This window comes from Chloroflexota bacterium, from assembly GCA_020850535.1.
Classification (GTDB): domain Bacteria; phylum Chloroflexota; class UBA6077; order UBA6077; family JACCZL01; genus JADZEM01.
In genome coordinates, this window is sequence record JADZEM010000136.1 from 33390 (window position 1) to 51838 (window position 18449).

12 protein-coding genes are annotated in these 18449 nt (G+C 67.7%); 4 read left to right on the forward strand and 8 right to left on the reverse strand.

Annotated features, from left to right (window positions below; translation table 11 throughout):
* Nucleotides 1–48 precede the first annotated feature (48 nt).
* The 6 genes from IT306_20520 to IT306_20545 form a co-directional block, all read right to left on the reverse strand.
* Nucleotides 49–1776 carry an ABC transporter substrate-binding protein gene (locus IT306_20520; GenBank protein ID MCC7370815.1) on the reverse strand — a complete coding sequence of 576 codons (1728 nt, stop codon included), beginning with the start codon at nt 1774–1776 and terminating at the stop codon, nt 49–51.
* A gap of 133 nt (nt 1777–1909) precedes the next feature.
* Nucleotides 1910–2551, reverse strand: a complete 642-nt coding sequence (locus tag IT306_20525; GenBank protein MCC7370816.1) for a GntR family transcriptional regulator — start codon at nt 2549–2551, stop codon at nt 1910–1912.
* A gap of 303 nt (nt 2552–2854) precedes the next feature.
* Nucleotides 2855–4045 (reverse strand): mandelate racemase/muconate lactonizing enzyme family protein, encoded by a 1191-nt coding sequence (locus IT306_20530; protein ID MCC7370817.1) that lies wholly within the window; start codon nt 4043–4045, stop codon nt 2855–2857.
* A 92-nt stretch (nt 4046–4137) separates the two neighbouring features.
* Nucleotides 4138–5235 carry a hypothetical protein gene (locus tag IT306_20535; protein ID MCC7370818.1) on the reverse strand — a complete coding sequence of 366 codons (1098 nt, stop codon included), beginning with the start codon at nt 5233–5235 and terminating at the stop codon, nt 4138–4140.
* Nucleotides 5232–6146 carry a dihydrodipicolinate synthase family protein gene (locus IT306_20540; GenBank protein MCC7370819.1) on the reverse strand — a complete coding sequence of 305 codons (915 nt, stop codon included), beginning with the start codon at nt 6144–6146 and terminating at the stop codon, nt 5232–5234. The genes IT306_20535 and IT306_20540 overlap by 4 nt, the downstream gene beginning before the upstream one ends.
* Nucleotides 6147–6473: 327 nt before the next feature.
* On the reverse strand, nt 6474–7157 hold the full coding sequence (locus tag IT306_20545; protein MCC7370820.1) for a GntR family transcriptional regulator: 684 nt from the start codon (nt 7155–7157) through the stop codon (nt 6474–6476).
* A 1260-nt stretch (nt 7158–8417) separates the two neighbouring features.
* On the opposite strand from IT306_20545, the gene IT306_20550 reads away from it, so the two are divergent.
* Entirely contained in the window at nt 8418–11195 is a 2778-nt protein-coding gene (locus tag IT306_20550; GenBank protein ID MCC7370821.1) for a hypothetical protein, read from the forward strand.
* 130 nt (nt 11196–11325) lie between these two features.
* On the opposite strand, the gene IT306_20555 is transcribed toward IT306_20550, so the two are convergent.
* Together IT306_20555 and IT306_20560 are read right to left on the reverse strand one after the other, a co-directional pair.
* Nucleotides 11326–12873 (reverse strand): response regulator, encoded by a 1548-nt coding sequence (locus IT306_20555; GenBank protein MCC7370822.1) that lies wholly within the window; start codon nt 12871–12873, stop codon nt 11326–11328.
* A gap of 361 nt (nt 12874–13234) precedes the next feature.
* Nucleotides 13235–13783: a hypothetical protein gene (locus tag IT306_20560; protein MCC7370823.1), complete on the reverse strand. Its 549-nt coding sequence runs from the start codon at nt 13781–13783 to the stop codon at nt 13235–13237.
* Nucleotides 13784–13994: 211 nt separating this feature from the next.
* On the opposite strand from IT306_20560, the gene IT306_20565 reads away from it, so the two are divergent.
* The 3 genes from IT306_20565 (at nt 13995) to IT306_20575 (ending at nt 18403) form a co-directional block, all read left to right on the forward strand.
* Nucleotides 13995–15347, forward strand: a complete 1353-nt coding sequence (locus tag IT306_20565) for an MFS transporter (protein ID MCC7370824.1) — start codon at nt 13995–13997, stop codon at nt 15345–15347.
* Nucleotides 15348–15434: 87 nt separating this feature from the next.
* Nucleotides 15435–16091 (forward strand): helix-turn-helix domain-containing protein, encoded by a 657-nt coding sequence (locus tag IT306_20570; GenBank protein ID MCC7370825.1) that lies wholly within the window; start codon nt 15435–15437, stop codon nt 16089–16091.
* A 263-nt stretch (nt 16092–16354) separates the two neighbouring features.
* The gene (locus IT306_20575) at nt 16355–18403 is read left to right on the forward strand and encodes an MCP four helix bundle domain-containing protein (GenBank protein MCC7370826.1); all 2049 of its coding nucleotides are present in this window, start codon (nt 16355–16357) and stop codon (nt 18401–18403) included.
* Nucleotides 18404–18449: the final 46 nt, after the last annotated feature.

The window sequence follows — 18449 nt, forward strand, 5'->3', positions numbered from 1 at the left end:
ACGGGAGCCACCTCTGGGTCACCGCCGGTACCGGCGCCCGGCCGCCGCTCACTTGTCCAGCCACATGTCCGAGACGTACGGCGTGTTGTCCATGTTGTAGGTCAGCCCCTTGACGTACGGGGCCAGCACCCAGGAGCGCGGCTGGTACGCGACCGGGTTGTTGAAGCACTCGTCCAGCATGATCTCCTGGATCCTCCGGCAGATCTTCTGGCGTGCGTCACGGTCCAGGGTCGACTGGAGGTCGGCCCTGAGCTTGTCGTACTCGTCGTTCTCGATGTTGGTCCAGCCGCCTTCCTTCGCGGAGTAGAGCGACTTGGTGCCGGCGAAGACGGAGCCAGGATCGCGGTTGCCACGCCCGAACGTGTGGACCGTGGACATCATGTCGGCCTTCTCAAGCCGGTCGCTGACCTGGGCCGGGTCCATCTCGTTGATGCGGGCGTTGATCCCGATCTTCTTCAGGTCGGACTGGATCACCTGCAACAGTGCGCCGTGGCCGGGGCCGATCGCCGAGGAGCCGAGGATCTCCAGGTCGAACCCGTTGGCGAAGCCGGCCTCGGCCAGCAGCGCCTTCGACCTCTCCAGATCGAAGCCGATCCTCGATTCGAGATCCTTGAAGTAGGCCCACGAATGCTCCGGCCAGAGCAGCGGGGTCGGCTCCACCAGGCTGTAGAGGCCGGTCTCGGTGAACCGCTTGCGGTCCACGGCCCAGGCCAGCGCCTGCCGCACCTTCTTATTCTGCAGCGGCTCGCGCTTCAGGTTGAGCTCGAAGGCGAACTTGAACGCGCCCGGCGCCCCGAGGTCCGCCACAAACTTGCCGCTGTCGCGCAGGCGCACGAGGTCCGGGAAGTTGACCTGCCAGACTGCGTCAACCTCACCGGATTCGAGATTAATCGCCATCGCGCTCAGGTCCGGGATCTGCCGCACGACGAACTTGTCCACGTACGGCTTGCCGGGCTCCCAGTACTCTTTGAAGGCGCTCATCTCGACACGGTCGTTCGGGACGTATCGGTCGAGCTTGAACGGCCCCGTCCCGATGGCCGTCTTCCCGATCTGGTCGATGGTGTCCCTATCCATGATGTAGAGCGTGTCGAGGATATCGAAGACGCCGGGGTTGATCTTGTCAAAGCGGAGGATCGCCGTGTGTGGGTCCGGCGTCTTCACTTCTTTGATCGTCTGATAGGCCGAGCGCAACGATGCCTTGTCGTTGCTCGCCGCGAAATTGACGGTGAACTTCACGTCCTCGGAGACAAACTCGCGGCCGGAGTGGAACTTCACGCCCTTGCGCAGCCGCAGCGTCATCTCCAGGTTGTCCGGGCTGAACTGCCAGGACTCGGCGAGTTCGGGTTGTGGGGTGAGCGCGGCGTCGTAATGGACCGGCGAGTTCCAGATCGCCCGCATCCAGGTGTAGTGGCCCGGGCTGACCTGGAACGGGTCGAACTCCCGCATCGGCGACGGCTTCGCGACGGTCAGAGTGCCGCCACGCCTTACGTTCGCAGGGGCCGGGGCGGCCGTGGGCTTCGCCGGCGCGGCAGCGGCAGCCTGGGTGGCCACCGGGGCAGCTTGCCCCGCCGGAGCAGCGGTCGCCTGCTGGAGCGCGGACTTCGGGACCTGCGGCGGGGTCGTTGGCGCAACCTGGACCGCCGGTGCGGCGGTGGGCTTGGCGGCCGGCGCCGATGGCTGCGAGCAGGCCTGGCTCAATACGACGGCGACCGTTGCCCCGCCGAGCATCAGGAACTCACGACGCGTTCGATAACTCCGAGTGTTGGAGCTGGTCATTGCCCCCTCCCCTTCCCTGGGCCCTGGCCGTGGCGCGACGCCCGCCTCCCGGGCCCGCCCACGGCAGCGATGCCCAGTTTCCTGGCCGGCATCCGGCCGCTTCCGGGTCAGCAGCGGACCACACGCTGGACCATCACTCACTCACGCCCCCGTTGCGCTGTGCATCGGCACGATCCGGCGGCGGATTGGCGTCGTCATCCGCCGTTGCCGTGGCTCGATCGAGGAACGATTGCTTCGCCAGTCCAAGGTGGGTTCGCACCGCATCGAGCGTGCGCCCCAGGTCTCGTGCTGCGAAGGCGGCGTAGATGGCCCGGTGCTCCACAAGCATTCCCGCTCGTGCACGCATCCGATTGCTGATCTGGTATGAGCGGATGTGGGTGTTCAACTGGGCGTACCACGTCCTGGCCCGCCCGTTGGGCCAGAGCTCCATGTACCACCCGTGGAAGTCGCGGTCCGCTTCCAAGACCCGTCGCTGCGACTCGAAGCTGGTATCACGCGCGTCGCAGGCCGCTTCGTGTCGCTCAAGCCGGCGTTCAAGCTCCGCCAGGAACGGGGCATCCACCCGGGCGAAGCCCTCGCGGACCGCGTGGAGCTCGCACATCAGCCGGCATTCGTACAGGTCCAGGATCTCCTCGATGGTGGGCTGGGCCACGATCGGCCCGAGCCCGGCGCGATGATCCACCAGCCCCTCGCCGGCCAGACGCGCCAGGGCGTGCTTGACCGGCGTGGGGCTCAGTCCCAACTGGGCCGCGAGATCCTCAGGCCGAAGACGCATGCCTGGGCGAAGCTCGTGTGATAGGATTGCACGGAGCAGGTGCTCGTATGCGAGATCTCCCAGGGTGTTTCTGGCACTGCGAAGGTCCACGGCCTGCATCGTCACCTCATGCGGTCGGACGGGATGGTCAATGGATCTGTCTGGCCGAGCTGGCCGTCCAACCCGGTTGGCGCGGGTGCTGCGCGGCTCGTGGCCGCCCTCGAAACGGCTAAGCACTCGCGCAGAAGTTCGGCCCGTTTTCCCCGGGAGCTTTACCAGGAGGCCGGAGTCCCAGAAAGCCGTGCCAGACCTTAGTTCAGGTGCTTAGGTGGCGCCGCGGTCGGCGAGGTCTTCCCCGACCAGCCCGAGGGCCGGCTTGACTGCCACCGAGATGTCCGTGCCGCCACGGTAGGCGAACTTCTCGCGGATCTCATCCGTGAGCTCGACGCCCAGTCCCGGCCTGTTCGGGAGCGGCAGATAGCCGTCCTGCGCTTCGAGGAGCGCACCGCCAAGCTCGCTACGGAGTGGGTTGTGGGTGATGTCGTGCTCGATGATGAACGCTTCCGGTGTGGACGCGATCACATGGAGCGCCGCAAGCTCCAGCGCGGCGTCCCCGAACGAGTGCGGCACGAACAGGAGGTCGTTGGCCGTCGCCATTGCGCCGATCTTGCGGATCTCGCTGATGCCGCCGCAACGGGCCGTGTCCGGCTGGATCACGTCCACGGCCTTTCGGCCAATCACGTCACGGAAGCCGTAGCGAGTGTAGTTGTTCTCGCCGGCCGCGATCCGGACCGAGGTCGCGTCGGAGAGCTGCTTCATGCCGTCGAGGTCGTCGAACGGGATTGGCTCCTCGAACCAGAAGACGTTGAGGCGCTCAAGCTCCCGGACCACCTTGAGGGCAAGCTTGGTGGTGTAGCTGACGTTGGCATCCACGAACAGGTCCACCTTCGGGCCGATCGCCTCGCGGACCGCCACCATCATCGCCAGGTCACGATCAAGGTCGCCGCCGATCTTCACCTTGACGGCGGTGTACCCCTGGGCGATGTATCGCTTCGCCTCCTCGTAGGCTGATTCGGGTGCCTGCCAGTACACAGAGCTCGCATACGCGCGCACCTTCGGGTGGGCAGCACCGCCGAGGAGCTCATAGATCGGCACGCCGAGCGCCTTGCCCTTGATGTCCCAGAGGGCGATGTCGATGCCACTGAGGGCGCCGACGCCAATCCCGCGCGGCCCTGATGACCGTTCGAGGCGGCCGATGTAGAGGTCGCGCCAGATCGCCTCGATCTCGAACGGGTCGCGACCATGCAGGGCCGGCGCGAACACATCTTCGACGACCGCCTTGATCGCCGATGGCGGGTTGCCAAGGCAGCTACCCAGCCCGGTCACGCCTTCGTCGGTCAGCACCTCGACAAATGTGCTGGTCCGCGCGTACTTGAGCCCGACCCCCGAGCGGACGCGCGATCCGGCCGGGATTGGCGCCGAGAGGATCGTGGCGCGGACGTCGGAGATGCGCATGTGGTCTCTCCTGTTGCCTGGTGAGTAGGTGGTGACGGCGGCTTTGCCGAGACGAGCCCGGGGCACGCCGATGCGCCTGCCGTTCGTCCGCGCTACAGGATGTCAGAGGCCACCCGCTCGGCCGCCTTCAAATCGATGTCGAAGCCGAGGCCGGGGCCGGTTGGGGCGTGGACGTACCCCTCGCGATCGACGCGGATTGGCTCCAGGTAGACACCGGGGTAGATCTCGCTGTCGAAGCAGCCCTCGGGCGTGGCCTGCTCGTAGTAGTCGCAGTTGCTGATTGCCAGGCCGACGTGCAGGCTGGCGGTGCCACCGCCGAAATCGTGCGGCTCCATCTTCATGTTGTTCGCTTCGGCCAGCGCAGCGAGCTTCATCAGGTCCGTGATCCCGAACGAGGCAGGGCCGGCCATGATGTCCATGCAGTTGTTCTTGATCATCGCCGCGTACTCGGAGATGTGCTCCACGCGGTCGGCCGAGCGGATCTGAACCACCTTGCACTCGCGGGTGAGCTGGGCCAGACCTTCCAGGTCCGTCTTCGGCAGCGGGTCCTCGAACCACCAGTAGCTGAGCTCGTCCAGCGCGCGGCCCATCCGGAGTGCCTCGTCGCGCGTGTACGGCGCGGGGTAGACCAGGGTGTCGATCATCAGCGTGAAATCGTCTCCTACGGCCTTCCGAACCTTGTACACGAGACGCAGGTCATCCTCGAAATTGCAGTACGGGTGGAGCTTGACGGCCTTGAACCCCTGCTCCTTGCACCTGAGCGCGGTCTCGATGAACCGCTCGTCGGTGCTGTGGTGGATGGTGGAGCCGTACGCCAGGATCTTCTCGCGGGTGGCCCCGAGCAGCTTGTAGATCGGCTTGTTGAACGTCTTGCCCGCGATGTCCCAGAGGCCGTAGTCGAGCACACCCAGGGTGCCCTGGGGCCAGTTGAAGCGGCGCCGCAGCACGCGGGTGATCTTGCCCCGGTCGAACGGGTTCTGCCCCTCGATATGCTCCCGTGCCTGGGCCCACAACTGCGCGAAGCGGCGAATGCGGCTGCCCTCCGAGGAGACGACGCCCAGGATGCCCTCGTCAGTCTCGATGACGGCGACGCCGTTCTGGCGGGTCTTCGAGACGACATACTCTTCGACTTCCTGGTGGTGGTTCTCGCGCGGGCTCAGGATGATGGCGCGCAGTCCGGTGATCTTCATGCGACGACTCCCGTCACGAGGTCTTGCTGGACCAGTGCCATCGCGTGGTCAAGCTCGCGGAGGTCGTACTCGTCGAGGTCGGTGTCTGGTCGGCGGCTGACCGTGGCCCGGAAGACGCCGCGTCGGCGCAGGATCTCCTTGGCGACGCGGATACCGAGCAGCCCCCAGATGGTCTGGGCCGGTAGCTGCCGTACGAACGCCTCGCGGGCGCCCGCCTCGTCGCCCTTCTCCAGGAGCTCGAAGACCTTGACCTGGGCGTCCACCAGGTGGCAGCCGGACATCAGGCCGCAGGCGCCGCGCTGGAGCTCATCCACCAGGCAGCGCCCGCCCGAGCCCCCAAAGACGCCGCTCAGGTGGTCTCCGCCGAGCCGGAGCACTTCCGAGATGCGGTGGGTACTCGGGAGCGTCTCCTCCTTGACGTACAGAACCTGGGGGATCGCCTCGGCGATCTTTGCAATGGCCTCCGGGCGGAGCGGCGCACCGACCTGCCCGCCAACGTTCTGGACAACGACTGGCAGCCCGTCGGCGGCATCCGCGATCTGGCGGTAGTAGTCCAACACGCCATCCGGACCGAGCGGGATCACGTACGGCGGCATGGCGATGACCCCGGTCGCGCCGTGCTCGCGGGCATGCCGGGTCAGGCGCACGGCCGTGCCGACGGCCGCGGCAGCCGTGCCGATCACGACCGGTACGCGCCCGCGCGCCTGCTCGATGACGATCTCGGTCAGCCGGCGCCGCTCATCGTCGTCCAGGAGCGAGAACTCGCTAGTGTTGACCGGCGTGACGATGCCGTGGGCGCCCGCCGCGATGACGAAATCGACCTCGTCGCGCAGGCTGGCCTCGTCCAACGAACGGTCGTTGTGAAACGGCGTCAGGAGAATCGTGTAGATGCCGTGCCAAGGTTGAGCCATCGTCGCCCCTTCCTGCACCTGGAGTAGCCCACCAGCGGGCCAGCGAGGACCGTCACACTCGAGCCAGATCGTGAAACATCAGATTTCGAAACCTCAAAATTTCGAAATTCTGACCGTGATCGCCAGTGTAGCGAGTCATGTACGGGGTGTCAACCCGCCAATCGGGCGTCAGGCAGGCGGCGGGCGAGGACACACGACACTGCCAATCGAGACAGCACCGGTTACCGTATGGTGAGATGACCGGCCAGACGGGTCAACAGCTCAACGCAATAGCTCGGGGTACACCACAGGTGGCGGCGGCGATCTGGGCAGCCCTCTGGTGTCGGGCTACCCCTCTGGAGTGGACGAGCGCTCCACAAATGAGTCTCGTGATGCCTCGACATGGCGACGGGCCGCCGTGAGGGCCCGCTCAAGGTCGCGAGCCAGCAGCGCATCAAAGATCTCGCGGTGCTCGACCAGCGTGCCCGGCCGCCCACCGACGCGGTTGGCCACGAGATCCGATCTGATGTGGACGTTGAGCTGGGTGTACCAGGTGATCGCCTTGGCGTTGGGCCAGAGCCGCAAGTACGAGAGATGAAAGTCGCGGTCGGCCTCAGCCAGTTGCCGCTGGCGCTCGTAGGACCCATCTCGAGCCGCCATCGCCGCATCGTGCGCGTCCAGGCGCGCACGCACGTCCGCAATGAACGGCTTGTCGATCCGTGAGAACCCTTCCCGCAATGCGTGGAGTTCACACATCAGGCGGCAGCCATACAGGTCCACGATCTCCGCGACGGTCGGCGCAGCGACGAATGGCCCCAGGCCGGGACGATACTCGACGAGGCCTTCCCCGGCCAGCCGAGCCAGCGCATCCTTGACCGGCGTCGGGCTCAACCCCATGCGCTGAGCGAGGTCCGGTGGCCGCAACGGCGCGCCTGGCGTGAGCTCATGCGCCACGATCGCGTTCAGCAAGTGGCGATATGCAAGCTCACTCAGGCTCGTCTTTGCCTTGCGGAGGTCGGTGGCCTGGATCATCTCGTTGCCTCGCCCATGCGTGACGTGTCGCGTTCATTGTCGCCTACCGCGCCCGCTGGATGTGCGTGAGACTCGCTGGCGCACTGCGACAGCAGGCCAGGATGCGCATACATTGCTGACCCACGCTCGGACGAACAGTGCTGTCTGCACGCCGGTCCCGTGCTCAGGGTGCCCCGTGTCTCTACCGAACCCAGGGCACCGGGTGCGACTCACTTCTACGCATGGTGTGAAATTCATCCTCGGCCCCTATCAGCTGGGGTCACGTGGCCTGCTGCCACCAGGCTCGGCGCTCCCGAGTCTATTTGCGCGACCAAGAAGCGTCGTCTGTCGCACCGACAGGGCTCCGCAGCGGCGAGCGGCTCCCTTTGGGCCGTTCGTGACTCGATATTTCGCTGCTCGGCCGAATTTCACACCAAGCGTTTCTGTCCGCTCTCCTGGCGGACGCTGCGCCGGTGTGCGCGACGCTGGCCGGAGCCACCGGTCAGCTCCACGGTTGCCGCAAGACCACCGTCTCGGCCGTCAGACCACTGCTTTCGGCCGCGCGGCGACCGTCGCGATGATCTGCTCGTCCGCTACGGCCCATCCAGCCCGAGGAATGTCGCGCGGAGCCACGCGCCGCCAAGCTTCCACACCCTGAAGGTCTGAATCCACGCCTGCACGGCGCCGGGCGGCGCCGAGTTCGGACCTGACGTCTGCGCTGGGCAGGAGCACGTCTGGTAATCTCGGCTGTGCCAGGCGCGCGCGTGGTTGATGCAATCGACTCGATCGCCGAACGACTGCCGACAGTAGTCGCATCGCCACATTGCGCCCTCCGCAAGCATTCTCTCGGAGAACCATGGAGAGCGTGAGACTGTACGTCGCCTTGTGATGCATCTCAAACCATTGCCGTCAAGAGAGCGTCAAGTTGTGGGACGTGCGGTGCTGCATCGTCGTCACGGTGGCGTCATTCCGATGAGTCGGACTCATCCATGCGTGGGAGTGCGCTCATGGCGTCATTACTGCATGTGAGCGTCGAGTTTTCTTGAGTCTCTTGCTATGCTGGTGGCGCTTGGCAACCACCCTCCCTGGCTGGTTTGTCGCAGCGTTGCGCGCGTGCGGACTCTTCGCCTCGGGGGATCGGCGATGGCGGCCCAGGACAGATGGCGTCGGCAGGCGTACTCGAGCCTTCTGGCGCACAGGACGCTCGTCGCTCCCTGGCCCGCCTACGCTCTGTTCGATGCCCGGGTCCGACATCCCGTCCTTGCGACGGTAGCCGTCCTCATGCTGGTGGCGGCCTTCGCCCTCACGACGCTGCCCGCTGCCGCGGCCACCATCACCGTCGACGCGATCCCTGAGTCGTGGGATCATCCGGCTGGCCCCGGCACCTGCACGCTCTTCAACGCGGTCAAGGCCGCGAACACGGACACTGCAGTCGCGGGATGCGCCACCGGAAGCGGCACCGACACCATCGTGTTCAACATCGCCATCGCGGGCACCGACCCCCTGGATGCGACGGGCACCGACGGTGCAATCGTCGTCACGACGCCGATGATCATCGATGGGTTCACGCAGCCCGGCGCGCGTGCCAACTCCCTGCCGTCTGGCAACAACGCCGTCTGGCGCATCGTCATCAGCGAGCTGCAGGTCTCAGGCACGGGGAGCACGGTGCAAGGGTTGTGGATCGGCGGCCGGTTCGTCGAGGGGCGCGGTGTCTCCGTCTCTGGGACCGGTCATTCCCTGCGGGGCAACCTCATCTTCGGGAACAGCGGGCGAGTGACCCTTGGTGGGTCGAACAACCTCTACGGCGGCTCGACCCCGGCTGACCGCAACATCATCACCGAGAATGATCCCATCGGCGCTGACATCGACGTCTCCGTGATCCTCGACGGCACAGCAAACAGGGTACAGGGTAACTACTTCGGAACCGATGCCGCCGCCACACGGGCACTTGGGAGTGGCGAGAACACGGGGACGCTGCTGGTCGTGGGGGAGCGGCATCTCATCGGCGGGACGGATCCCGGCGCCGGAAACCTGTTCGTCGGCTCCACCATCTTTCATCTCAGCCTGGGATGGTGGTGGTGGATGGCCCAGGAGAATCCCACCATCAAGGAGAACCAGATAGAGGGCAACACCTTCGGTGTGATGCCGAACGGCACTGTGACCGGTGGCTACCTCCAGGTCCAGGGTGCTCCTGACAACGTGATCGGTGGGACGGCCCCGGGTGCTGGCAACGTTATCGCAGGCACAGTTGGCGTGTTCGGCAGCGCGGCCGCGGGCACGAAGGTTCAAGGCAACGCCATCGGATTGCCGGGCGCCCCAGGGAGCGTGTGGCTGGACGGAGCCACTGGCGTGACCGTGGGCGGCGCTGAAGCAGGCGCACGCAATGTCATCACCGGCGGCGTGACCATCGGCCGGTCGCAGAGCGTGGCCACGTCCACGGGCAACATCATCGCCGGGAACACCATCGGGCCGCCCTCCGGCAGCGTCCCGAACGTGGGCGGCATCCGCATCGAGGAGGGCAGCAACAACACCATCGGCGGCGTCGAGCCGGGGGCCGGCAACACCATCCAGTTCGCCGGAGGACCGGGCGTCGTTGTCGTCGCCGGCACCGGGAACGCCATCCTCGGGAACTCCATCCAGAACAGCGACGGGCTCGGCATCGATCTCGCCGCCGATGGCGTCACCCAGAACGATGCCGGTGACGGCGACAGTGGGCCGAATCGGCGGCAGAACACGGCGGCCCTGGCATCGGCGACGGTCGCCGGACAAACGGCGCGCGTCGTCGGCACGCTCAGCAGCGCGCCGGGGCTGGCCTACCGCGTCGAGCTGTTCGCCAGCCCGGCCTGCGATCCCTCCGGATTCGGCGAGGGCCAGACGTTCCTGCGGGCGGCCACCGTCTCGACGGATGGCAGCGGGCATGCACCGATCGCCATCGACGTGCCCGGCCTCGCCGTCGGGCAGCAGATCACTGCCACGGTGACGAGCATCGCCACGAACGACACCTCGGAGTTCTCGAACTGTGCCCCGGCCCGGCAGGCTGGCATCGTCGTCTCGCCGCCGTCCGGCGCGCCCTCGGAGGTCGGCGGCGCGGCCACGTTCACCGTGGCGCTGGCGGCGGCCCCGACGGCCGACGTGCAGCTCGCGCTCGCCGTCTCCGACCAGACCGAGGCCGCCGTCTCGCCCACCTCGCTCACGTTCTCCCCGGCGAGCTGGAATGCGCCTCAGACCGTCACGGTCACCGGCCTGGACGACACGCTTGACGACGGCAACGTGGCGTTCACGGTGACAATCGGCCCGTCCACCAGCGCCGATCCCGCCTACAGTGGTCTGACCGCGCCGGCGGTTGCCCTGACCAACCTGGACGACGACGCCGGTGGTACGCTTGCCTTCACCTCCGGGGCGCTCACGGTCTCCGAGCGCGACGGTTCAGCCACCCTGACCGTCGTGCGGACCGGTGGGGCGGCCAGCGGCGTCACGGTACGCGTGCAGACCGTCGACGGGACAGCCACCAACGGCTCGGATTACATGCCGATCTCGACCATGCTGACGTTTGGCCCTGGCGAAAGCTCCAAAGCCGTCACCCTCACGGTGGTCAACGACAATGCCGTCGAGCCGGACGAACAGTTGACCGTCACCCTCAACGAGCCGACCGGTGGGGCCGTGCTGGGCACGCCTGGCGCCGTACTCGTCACGGTGGTGAGCGACGATGTCGAGGTCTCGCAGCCGACGGCCTGTAGCCCGCGACCGCCCGTCCGTGTGCGTACCCAGGCGGTCAACGGTCAGCTGCTGGTCCGTGTCGAGGTGCAGAAGTCGTCGCTCCTGTCCGCCAACAGCGTGTCCCAGATCACCTTCACCCGCCTGGAGAACGCGACTCCCGTGACGGCGAACGGCGCATCGATCTCGACGGTCTCGCCGATGGTGCTCCCGTCCGGCACCGAGACGGTCGAGTTCACGGTGCGGCGCGAACGGCCGCGCGAGGCCGCCACGGTGCACTTCACGGTGCGCGATGCCTGCGGCGAGTGGAAGACGTTCGTGGGCGGCGGTCCAGATGCCTTCTAGCGAGACGCGGGACAGTGGCCGTTGCCGTCAGCAGGCGACGGGGTGAGGTACACCCGCGACGGGGTGAGGTACGCCCGCGACGGGGTGAGGTACGCCCGCGACGGCCTCCGTGAGGCCGGCTCGGCCGCCGTCAGGCCGGCCTGGCCGCCGGCAGCGCTCGCTCCGGCTGCTGGCTCACGCCGAGCAGCCCTTCGTGCTGGAGACGCTCCAGCAGCTGCTCGAGCTGGCGGCCTCGGAACGGCTTCGCCAGCACGGCGTGGACGCCGCGCTGACGGGCATCCGCCTCATCGATCTCCGCGCCCCAGCCGGTCGCCAGCACAAACACAAGCTCAGGCTGGAGCGACGAGAGCGCCTCGGCCAGCTCCCAGCCGTTGATGCCGTCGCCCATGCCAAGATCGGAGATCACGAGATCGAACTGGCGGTTCCGTGCGACCTCCAGCGCTGCCTCTCCAGACCGCGCCGTGACCACCTGATGCCCGTGTGGCCTCAGGAGCGCTGCAACCAGCTGCACCAGCGGCTGCTCGTCGTCCACGGCCAGGACGCGCAGCGCCGCGAGCGGTCGGCGCGCCAGCACCGGGAGGGCGGGACGCTCAGGGTCGTCGTCGGCGGGCAGGTGGATGGTGAACACCGTGCCCTCGCCCACTGCCGAGGCGACAGAAAGACGCCCGCTGTGATGCTCGACGATGCTCTGCACCATCGCCAGCCCGAGGCCGGTCCCGCGCTCGCCCTTGGTGGTGAAGAACGGCTCGAAGATGCGGGTTTGCAGGTCGGCCGGCATCCCGATGCCACTGTCAGCCACCCGAATCTCAACCGTATCGGTGACCCGCGCAGCGCCAAGCGAGATCGTGCCGCCTGTTGGCAGCGCGTCCAGGGCGTTCAGCACAAGGTTGAGCACGGCTTCCCGCAACGACGACGATGCACCCCGCACGTGGACGTCGCCCGCGGCCTCGACGGTCAACGTGACCGGCCGACCTTCACACTGCGTCAGATCTCGCCAGCGCGGCGCGGTCAGCTTGGCGACGTCCGAGAGCAGTTGCGCCACGTCGATCCGCTCCGGCTCGCCGGCTGCTCCGCCCCGGGCGAACGTCAGCAGCCGGCGGACGGTCGCGCCGCCGTCCTGAGCCGCCCGTGACACGAGATGGAGGTGGTCGACCACCGCGACCAGGTCCGGAACCTCGCGGTCGATCTCGCGGGTTGCCAGCTCGCAGTAGCCGCTGATGATGCCGAGCGACTGGTTCAGATCGTGCGCCACGCCGCCGGCCAGCTGGCCCAGGACGCGCAGCTTCTCGGCCTGGGTCTCGTCAAGCTGCCGCTTGCGGTCCTCCGAGACCTTCGCCGAGCTGCAGAGCGCGACCACCTTCGGGACGAGCGTGGGCAACGCAACCGCCGTTGCGAGGGAGGCTGCCAGCGTGATCCCCTGGATCATCACCGCCAGCCCGTGAACCGGCAGCTGCAGCGCCAGCAGCATGTGCATGACATGGGTGCCGCCGCACGCCACGATGAAGAGCCCGAACGCCGGCACGATCCAGGTGTGAGGAAGCTGTGGCCGCAGCCGCGCGTACAGCACCGCGAGGGTCACCGAGATCGCGAAGTACGCGAGCGCGATCACCCCGTCCGCGGCCAGATGCAGCCAGAAGAGGCCCGCCTCCGAGTCAAACGTGGCGTCTGAGAGTACCAATCCCTGGTCCGTTTCCTGTGTCGACCTGCCGTCTGCGTCCCGGCCCGGCGGCTGTGGGTCACGGTGGCTGGCGCGACGTCACCGGCCTGTCACCGGCCTGCACCTGCCCGTCACCGTCGTGCGCGAGCTTTGCGCGGGTGCGTCCGCTCCGTGCGGCGCTCGATGGGACAGCACTGGCTGAAACGGGACAGGCCAGCAGCAGGGGACGTCATGCCACAATTCGGCGAGGCGGCCCGTGGTGTGCGCAGTCGTTGGCGCCGGCAGTCGCCATCGCCGCCACACCGGGCAGCAGAACGGCCCTACGCGGACGGCATCCGAGACTGGCGGCGGATCGGCGCCGGTCGGCCGATGGGCGCGTGCCTCAGGGCAGCCGGTTCGCGGCCTCCAGCAACAACTGCTGGAGCTCGGGCCGGTTCAGCAGCGGCAGCAACCCGCGCGCGCAGGCCCGCACCGAGCCTTCGCGCCCCTCGTTGCGGCGCATGTGCCCCTCCAGGCACGCGCCCATCGTGGTGCGGACGGCTGCAAGCTCGTCTGGCTCCAGCAGGGCGGACAGCTCCTCGGTCCAGCCGGTGGTCCGACTCATGATCCAGGCGCGGTCTTCCGGCGTCAGCGTGTAGAGGACGGTGCCGGGCTGAACGGTGAACGCGTCCAGCACCTCGCCGCAGACGGCGTCTGCCTGCTGGCGCGTCAGGTCATGCATGTAGGCGGCCCCCAGGCAGACGCCCACGGCGTTGACGGCCAGCTTCGCTTCCTGCGGAGCCTTGCCGCCCTGGAGCAAGATGCCGTAGAGGGTCGCCATCTCCTGGCGAATCGACGCCTCTTCGGCCGACGTCAGTGGACGCTCTTCGGCGGTGACCTGCGCGGACGCGACGCCGAGCGTCGCCATCATCGTCAGCATGAGCGTCAGCATGACACGGAACCAGACAGTGGTGCGGGTGGGCCGACACATGGCTCTGCCCTCACTTTGCGCTGAGCCGAAGACCGCGTGCTGCTGCCTTCTCCCTACACTCTACCGCACCTGAGGTAGTCTGGATGCGGTCCGGCGGACACGTTGCCTGTTGTGGCGCCAACGACCTTCGACTGCCCCAGCCGGAGCCGCGCGGGAGTACAGTCCTGTCCTGATGCAGACCATCGCCACGTTCCGCTCGTTTGACCGCCCGCTGCAGGTCGCGCTGTTCAACATGCTGGTGAACAACGTCGGCTTCTACATGCTCATCCCATTCCTGGCCGGCTACATGGCGAACAGCCTGGGCATGACCCTGACGGTCGTCGGCCTGATCGTGGGGATCCGCAGCCTGAGCCAGCAGGGCGCGTCTATCGTCGGCGGGGCCCTGGCCGACCGGATCGGCTACAAGCAGGCCATCGTGATCGGCAGCGTGCTCCGCACCATCGCCTTCGCCCTGTTCGGCTTCGCGACCGAGCCAGTCGGGATGGCCATCGGCGCGATCCTGACCGGGATCGGCGGGGCCTTGCTCAGCCCGTCCGTGCGCGCGTACATCACCCACGAGGCCGGCCCGCGCCGGGTGGAGGCGTTCGCGCTGCTCGACGTGACGATGCACGGCGGCACGCTGCTCGGCCCGCTGGTCGGCTCGTTCCTGATCGGGATCGATTTTCAGATCGTGTGTTTCGGCTCGGCGGCCATCTTCGCCCTGGTGACGTTTCTCCAACTGCGCTACCTGCCCAGGCTGGACACGGCAGCGGCAGCCGGCAGTCCGTCGATGCTCGGCTCGTGGGGCATCGTGCTGCGGAATCGGCCGTTCATGCTGTTCGCCGCAAGCGTCCTGGGCTACTTCTTCCTGTACAACCAGATCTACCTGGCGCTGCCACTCGAGGTGGAGAGACTCACCGGCAGCGGCGCGGGCGTTGGCGTCCTGTTCACCGTCCTGGCCGTCGTCGGCATCTTCGGGCAGGTGCCGCTGACGACGTTCGCCCGCCGCCGGCTGCGCCCGAATGCGGCCATCGCGCTCGGGCTGCTGGTGATGGGGCTGGCGTTCCTGCCCTTGCTGGTGGCCGCGCCGCTGTTGCCCCTGGGGCCGACGACGGTCGGGCGCTGGCTGGCCGTCGCTGGCCTGTCCAGCGGCGACACGGCCATGGCAGGGCTGACATCGGGCCTGACCTTCGTCATCAACATGCTCCCGCTGACGCTCTGCGCCCTGCTGCTGGTCGGCGGGCAGTCGCTGGTGTCGCCGTTCGTCGCCAGCGCCATCGCCACGCTCAGCGGTGGGCGGCTGGTGGGGACGTACTTCGGGATGCATGCCGTGCTGCAGGGGATCGGCGGGATGTTCGGCAACCTGGCCGGCGGGGCAGCCTTCGAGGTGACACGCTCATCGGCGCACCCCGGGCTGCCCTGGCTGCTGATGATCGCCGTCGGGGCGGCCTGCGCCGGCAGTATGGTGGCGCTGGAACGGGCCGGCCTGCTCTCGGAGCCGCGCCCCGCGGACGCGCGGGCCGGCGCGCGGGCCAGCGCCGGCTAGTCGGATCGACCACGTTGCCGCCGCCGACCACCGCCACATCGACATCATAGTACTGATATTGTATCTCAACAAACGCTCGCGGTCAGGATGGCACGGTTTCGACAGAATGGCACTGCTGTTTGCCGATCTGACAACATTCGGTGGGTGAGCGACGCGGGAGATTTCGACGATGTCCTGACCGGGGTTGGTCCGCGCCTCCGGCATCTCCGTCAGTCTCGCAACGCCACCCTGGCGGGCCTGTCCCGGCAGACCGGCATCTCGGTCAGCACCCTCTCGCGCCTGGAGTCAGGGCAGCGTCGCCCGACCCTCGAGCTGCTGCTCCCGATTGCCCGGGCGCACGGCGTCCCGCTGGACGATCTGGTGGGTGCGCCGCCGGTGGGCGATCCGCGCGTACGCCTGGAGACGCGCCGCATAGGGGACCGGCTGGTAACGCCGCTGACGGCCCAGTCCGACGGCCTGCAGGCGTTCAAGATCACGATCCCCAGCCCTGTTGGTCCGGCCGATCTGCGCGTCCACGAGGGCTACGAGTGGCTGTACGTGCTCAGCGGCCGACTGCGGCTGCTCCTGGCCCACCATGACCTGACGCTCGGGCCGGGGCAGGCGGCAGAGTTCGACACGCGGGTGCCGCATGCGTTCGGCGCGGCCGGCGCCGAGCCAGCCGAGGTCTTGAGCCTCTTCGGGAGTCAGGGTGAGCGGATGCATCTGCGCGTCAGGCCCGGACCGCCAGCGCGCAAGGCGACCTGACCTCTGCGCCGCAGCGGCTACGAAGGAAAACGTTGAGGGCGTCCTGGCATCAACTCTGTCCTGACGCAAATATCTGCGAGACCCGCCCCATTCTTTCCGTAGCCGGCGTTCTAGTAAGTGCATGTGGCTGGCACGTCTCCCAAATGACTCGACGTCGACCCAGAACGGTGCAAGCTGTCTCGCCAGCCCATATGCGCTCGATCTGCTCAGGCAGCTTGTACTCTCATGGGTCATGATGGCAATCTGCGGATGGTATGGGCATCATGCGAATGGGTATCCGAGCACAGCTTTTTGCGGCATTCGGGGCGCTGCTGGCCCTGATGGGAGTCTTAGGCGCGGTCAGCATCGTCAAGCTCGCATCGATCAACGATCTCACCGACGCACTCTACGAGAAGCACACTCTGGGCCTCTCCTACATCATGCAGGCCAACGTGGACCTGATCGCCAGTGGCCGCGCGGAGAAGAACGCGATCCTGGCCTCTGACCGCGCTGAGGGGGAGACGCATGCTGCGTCTGCTCGCAAGTCGCTGGCAGCCGTTTCCGACGATCTCAACAAGTTCAAGACGGTGGTCGTGCTGGAGGAGACGAGACGGCAGATTGCGAAGGTCGAGCAGGATCTGCGGGAGCTGAGCGCGGGCCGCGAGCAGGTGCTGAAGCTGGCCCTTGAGGGCAAGGACCAGGAGGCCAAGGCTGAGGCCGCGAAGGTTCGCCAGGTCGCCGACCGCGTCGACACCGGCATGAACGAGTTGCAGTCCGGCAAGGAGAAGCTCGCGGACCAGGCCAGCGACGAGGCCACGAGCACCTACCAGGCCGCACGGCTCCAGGTGCTGGGCCTGATCGCGTTCTCGCTGCTGCTCGGCGTGGGCGTTGCCTACTACCTTGCGCGCCGCATCACCAGCTCGGTCGTCCAGATCGCGACGGCGGCGGACGGCCTCTCGCGCGGCGATCTCGAGCAGAAGGTGACGGTCGCCTCCCGGGACGAGCTTGGTGCGATGGCGGACAGCTTCCGCACCATGATGGGCTACCAGCGCGAGATCGCCGACGTGGCGAGCCTCGTGGCCCAGGGCGATCTGACCGTCTCCGTCACGCCGAAGTCTGAGCGCGACGTTCTGGGGAACGCTTTCTTCGAGATGATTGCCGGCCTCCGTGAGGTGGTGACCAACGTCAAGGCGTCGGCGGAAGGCGTCGCTGGCACCTCGTCGCAGCTCGGGCAGGCGGCCAACCAGACCAGCGGCGTCGTGCAGCAGGTGACCCAGGCGATCCAGAACGTCGCCGCCGGCTCTCAGGAGAGCAGCCGTGCAGCCCAGTCCTCGAACGAGGCCGTCTCGCAGCTTGGCCTGGCCATCGACAGCATCGCCAAGGGCGCGTCGGAGCAGGCGCGGCAGGTGCAGGCGGTCTCGGCCACGGCGACGCAGATGGCGGCCGGCGTCGAGCAGGTCGCCTCGAACGCCCAGAACGTCGCCAGCGCCTCGCAGCAGACGCGCGCCTCCGCCGAGCACGGTGCGAAGGCCGTCCGCGACACGGTCGACGGCATGGCCGAGATCAAGCTGGTCGTCTCGACGGCGGCGGGCAAGGTCGAAGAGCTTGGCAAGCTGGGCGAGAAGATCGGGGCGGTGGTCGAGACCATCGACGACATCGCCGAGCAGACCAACCTCCTCGCGCTGAACGCGGCCATCGAGGCGGCGCGGGCCGGCGAGCACGGTCGCGGCTTCGCGGTGGTCGCCGACGAGGTCCGCAAGCTGGCCGAGCGCAGCCAGCGCGAGACCAAGGCGATTGCCGACTTGATCCGCGAGGTCCAGGCCGGAACCAAGGACGCGGTCGCGGCGATGGAGCAGGGCTCGGTGAAGGTCGAGCAGGGCTCCGAGCGGGCGGACGAGGCCGGCCGTGCGCTGAGCGAGATCCTTCAGGCGGTGGAGTCCACCGTCGCCCAGGTGACGCAGATCGCGGCAGCGGCGCGCGAGATGGCGGCCGGCGCGCGGGGCGTCGTGGACGCGATGGGCAGCATCAGCGCGGTGGTCGAGGAGAACTCGGCGGCCACGGAAGAGATGGCGGCCCAGGCCGGCGCCGTGACCGGCTCCATCGAGAGCATCGCGGCCGTCTCTGAGGAGAACACGGCGGCGACGGAGGAAGTGTCGGCGTCGGCCGAGGAGATGTCGGCGCAGGTCGAAGAGATGAACGCCCAGGCCGAGGAGCTGGCGGCCACCGCCGAGCAGCTGAACCTGCTGGTGGCGCGCTTCCGCCTCGACGGCGGCGCGAATGCGTCCGTCGCTGCCCGCCGGCGCACCGCCAGCCCGCTCCGCCGCGCGAGCTAGATTGGAGAGGCCCTCACCCCCGACCCCTCTCCCTGTGCGCGGGAGA

Bases quoted from the DNA above. Each gene is read 5' to 3' on its own strand.
- IT306_20540 (MCC7370819.1), bottom strand. From the start codon at position 6,146: ATGGCTCAACCTTGGCACGGCATCTACACGATTCTCCTGACGCCGTTT.
- IT306_20530 (MCC7370817.1), bottom strand. From the start codon at position 4,045: ATGCGCATCTCCGACGTCCGCGCCACGATCCTCTCGGCGCCAATCCCG.
- IT306_20565 (MCC7370824.1), top strand. From the start codon at position 13,995: ATGCAGACCATCGCCACGTTCCGCTCGTTTGACCGCCCGCTGCAGGTC.
- IT306_20575 (MCC7370826.1), top strand. From the start codon at position 16,355: ATGCGAATGGGTATCCGAGCACAGCTTTTTGCGGCATTCGGGGCGCTG.
- IT306_20545 (MCC7370820.1), bottom strand. From the start codon at position 7,157: ATGATCCAGGCCACCGACCTCCGCAAGGCAAAGACGAGCCTGAGTGAG.
- IT306_20570 (MCC7370825.1), top strand. From the start codon at position 15,435: ATGGCACGGTTTCGACAGAATGGCACTGCTGTTTGCCGATCTGACAAC.
- IT306_20535 (MCC7370818.1), bottom strand. From the start codon at position 5,235: ATGAAGATCACCGGACTGCGCGCCATCATCCTGAGCCCGCGCGAGAAC.
- IT306_20550 (MCC7370821.1), top strand. From the start codon at position 8,418: ATGCTGGTGGCGGCCTTCGCCCTCACGACGCTGCCCGCTGCCGCGGCC.
- IT306_20560 (MCC7370823.1), bottom strand. From the start codon at position 13,783: ATGCTGACGCTCATGCTGACGATGATGGCGACGCTCGGCGTCGCGTCC.
- IT306_20525 (MCC7370816.1), bottom strand. From the start codon at position 2,551: ATGCGTCTTCGGCCTGAGGATCTCGCGGCCCAGTTGGGACTGAGCCCC.
- IT306_20520 (MCC7370815.1), bottom strand. From the start codon at position 1,776: ATGACCAGCTCCAACACTCGGAGTTATCGAACGCGTCGTGAGTTCCTG.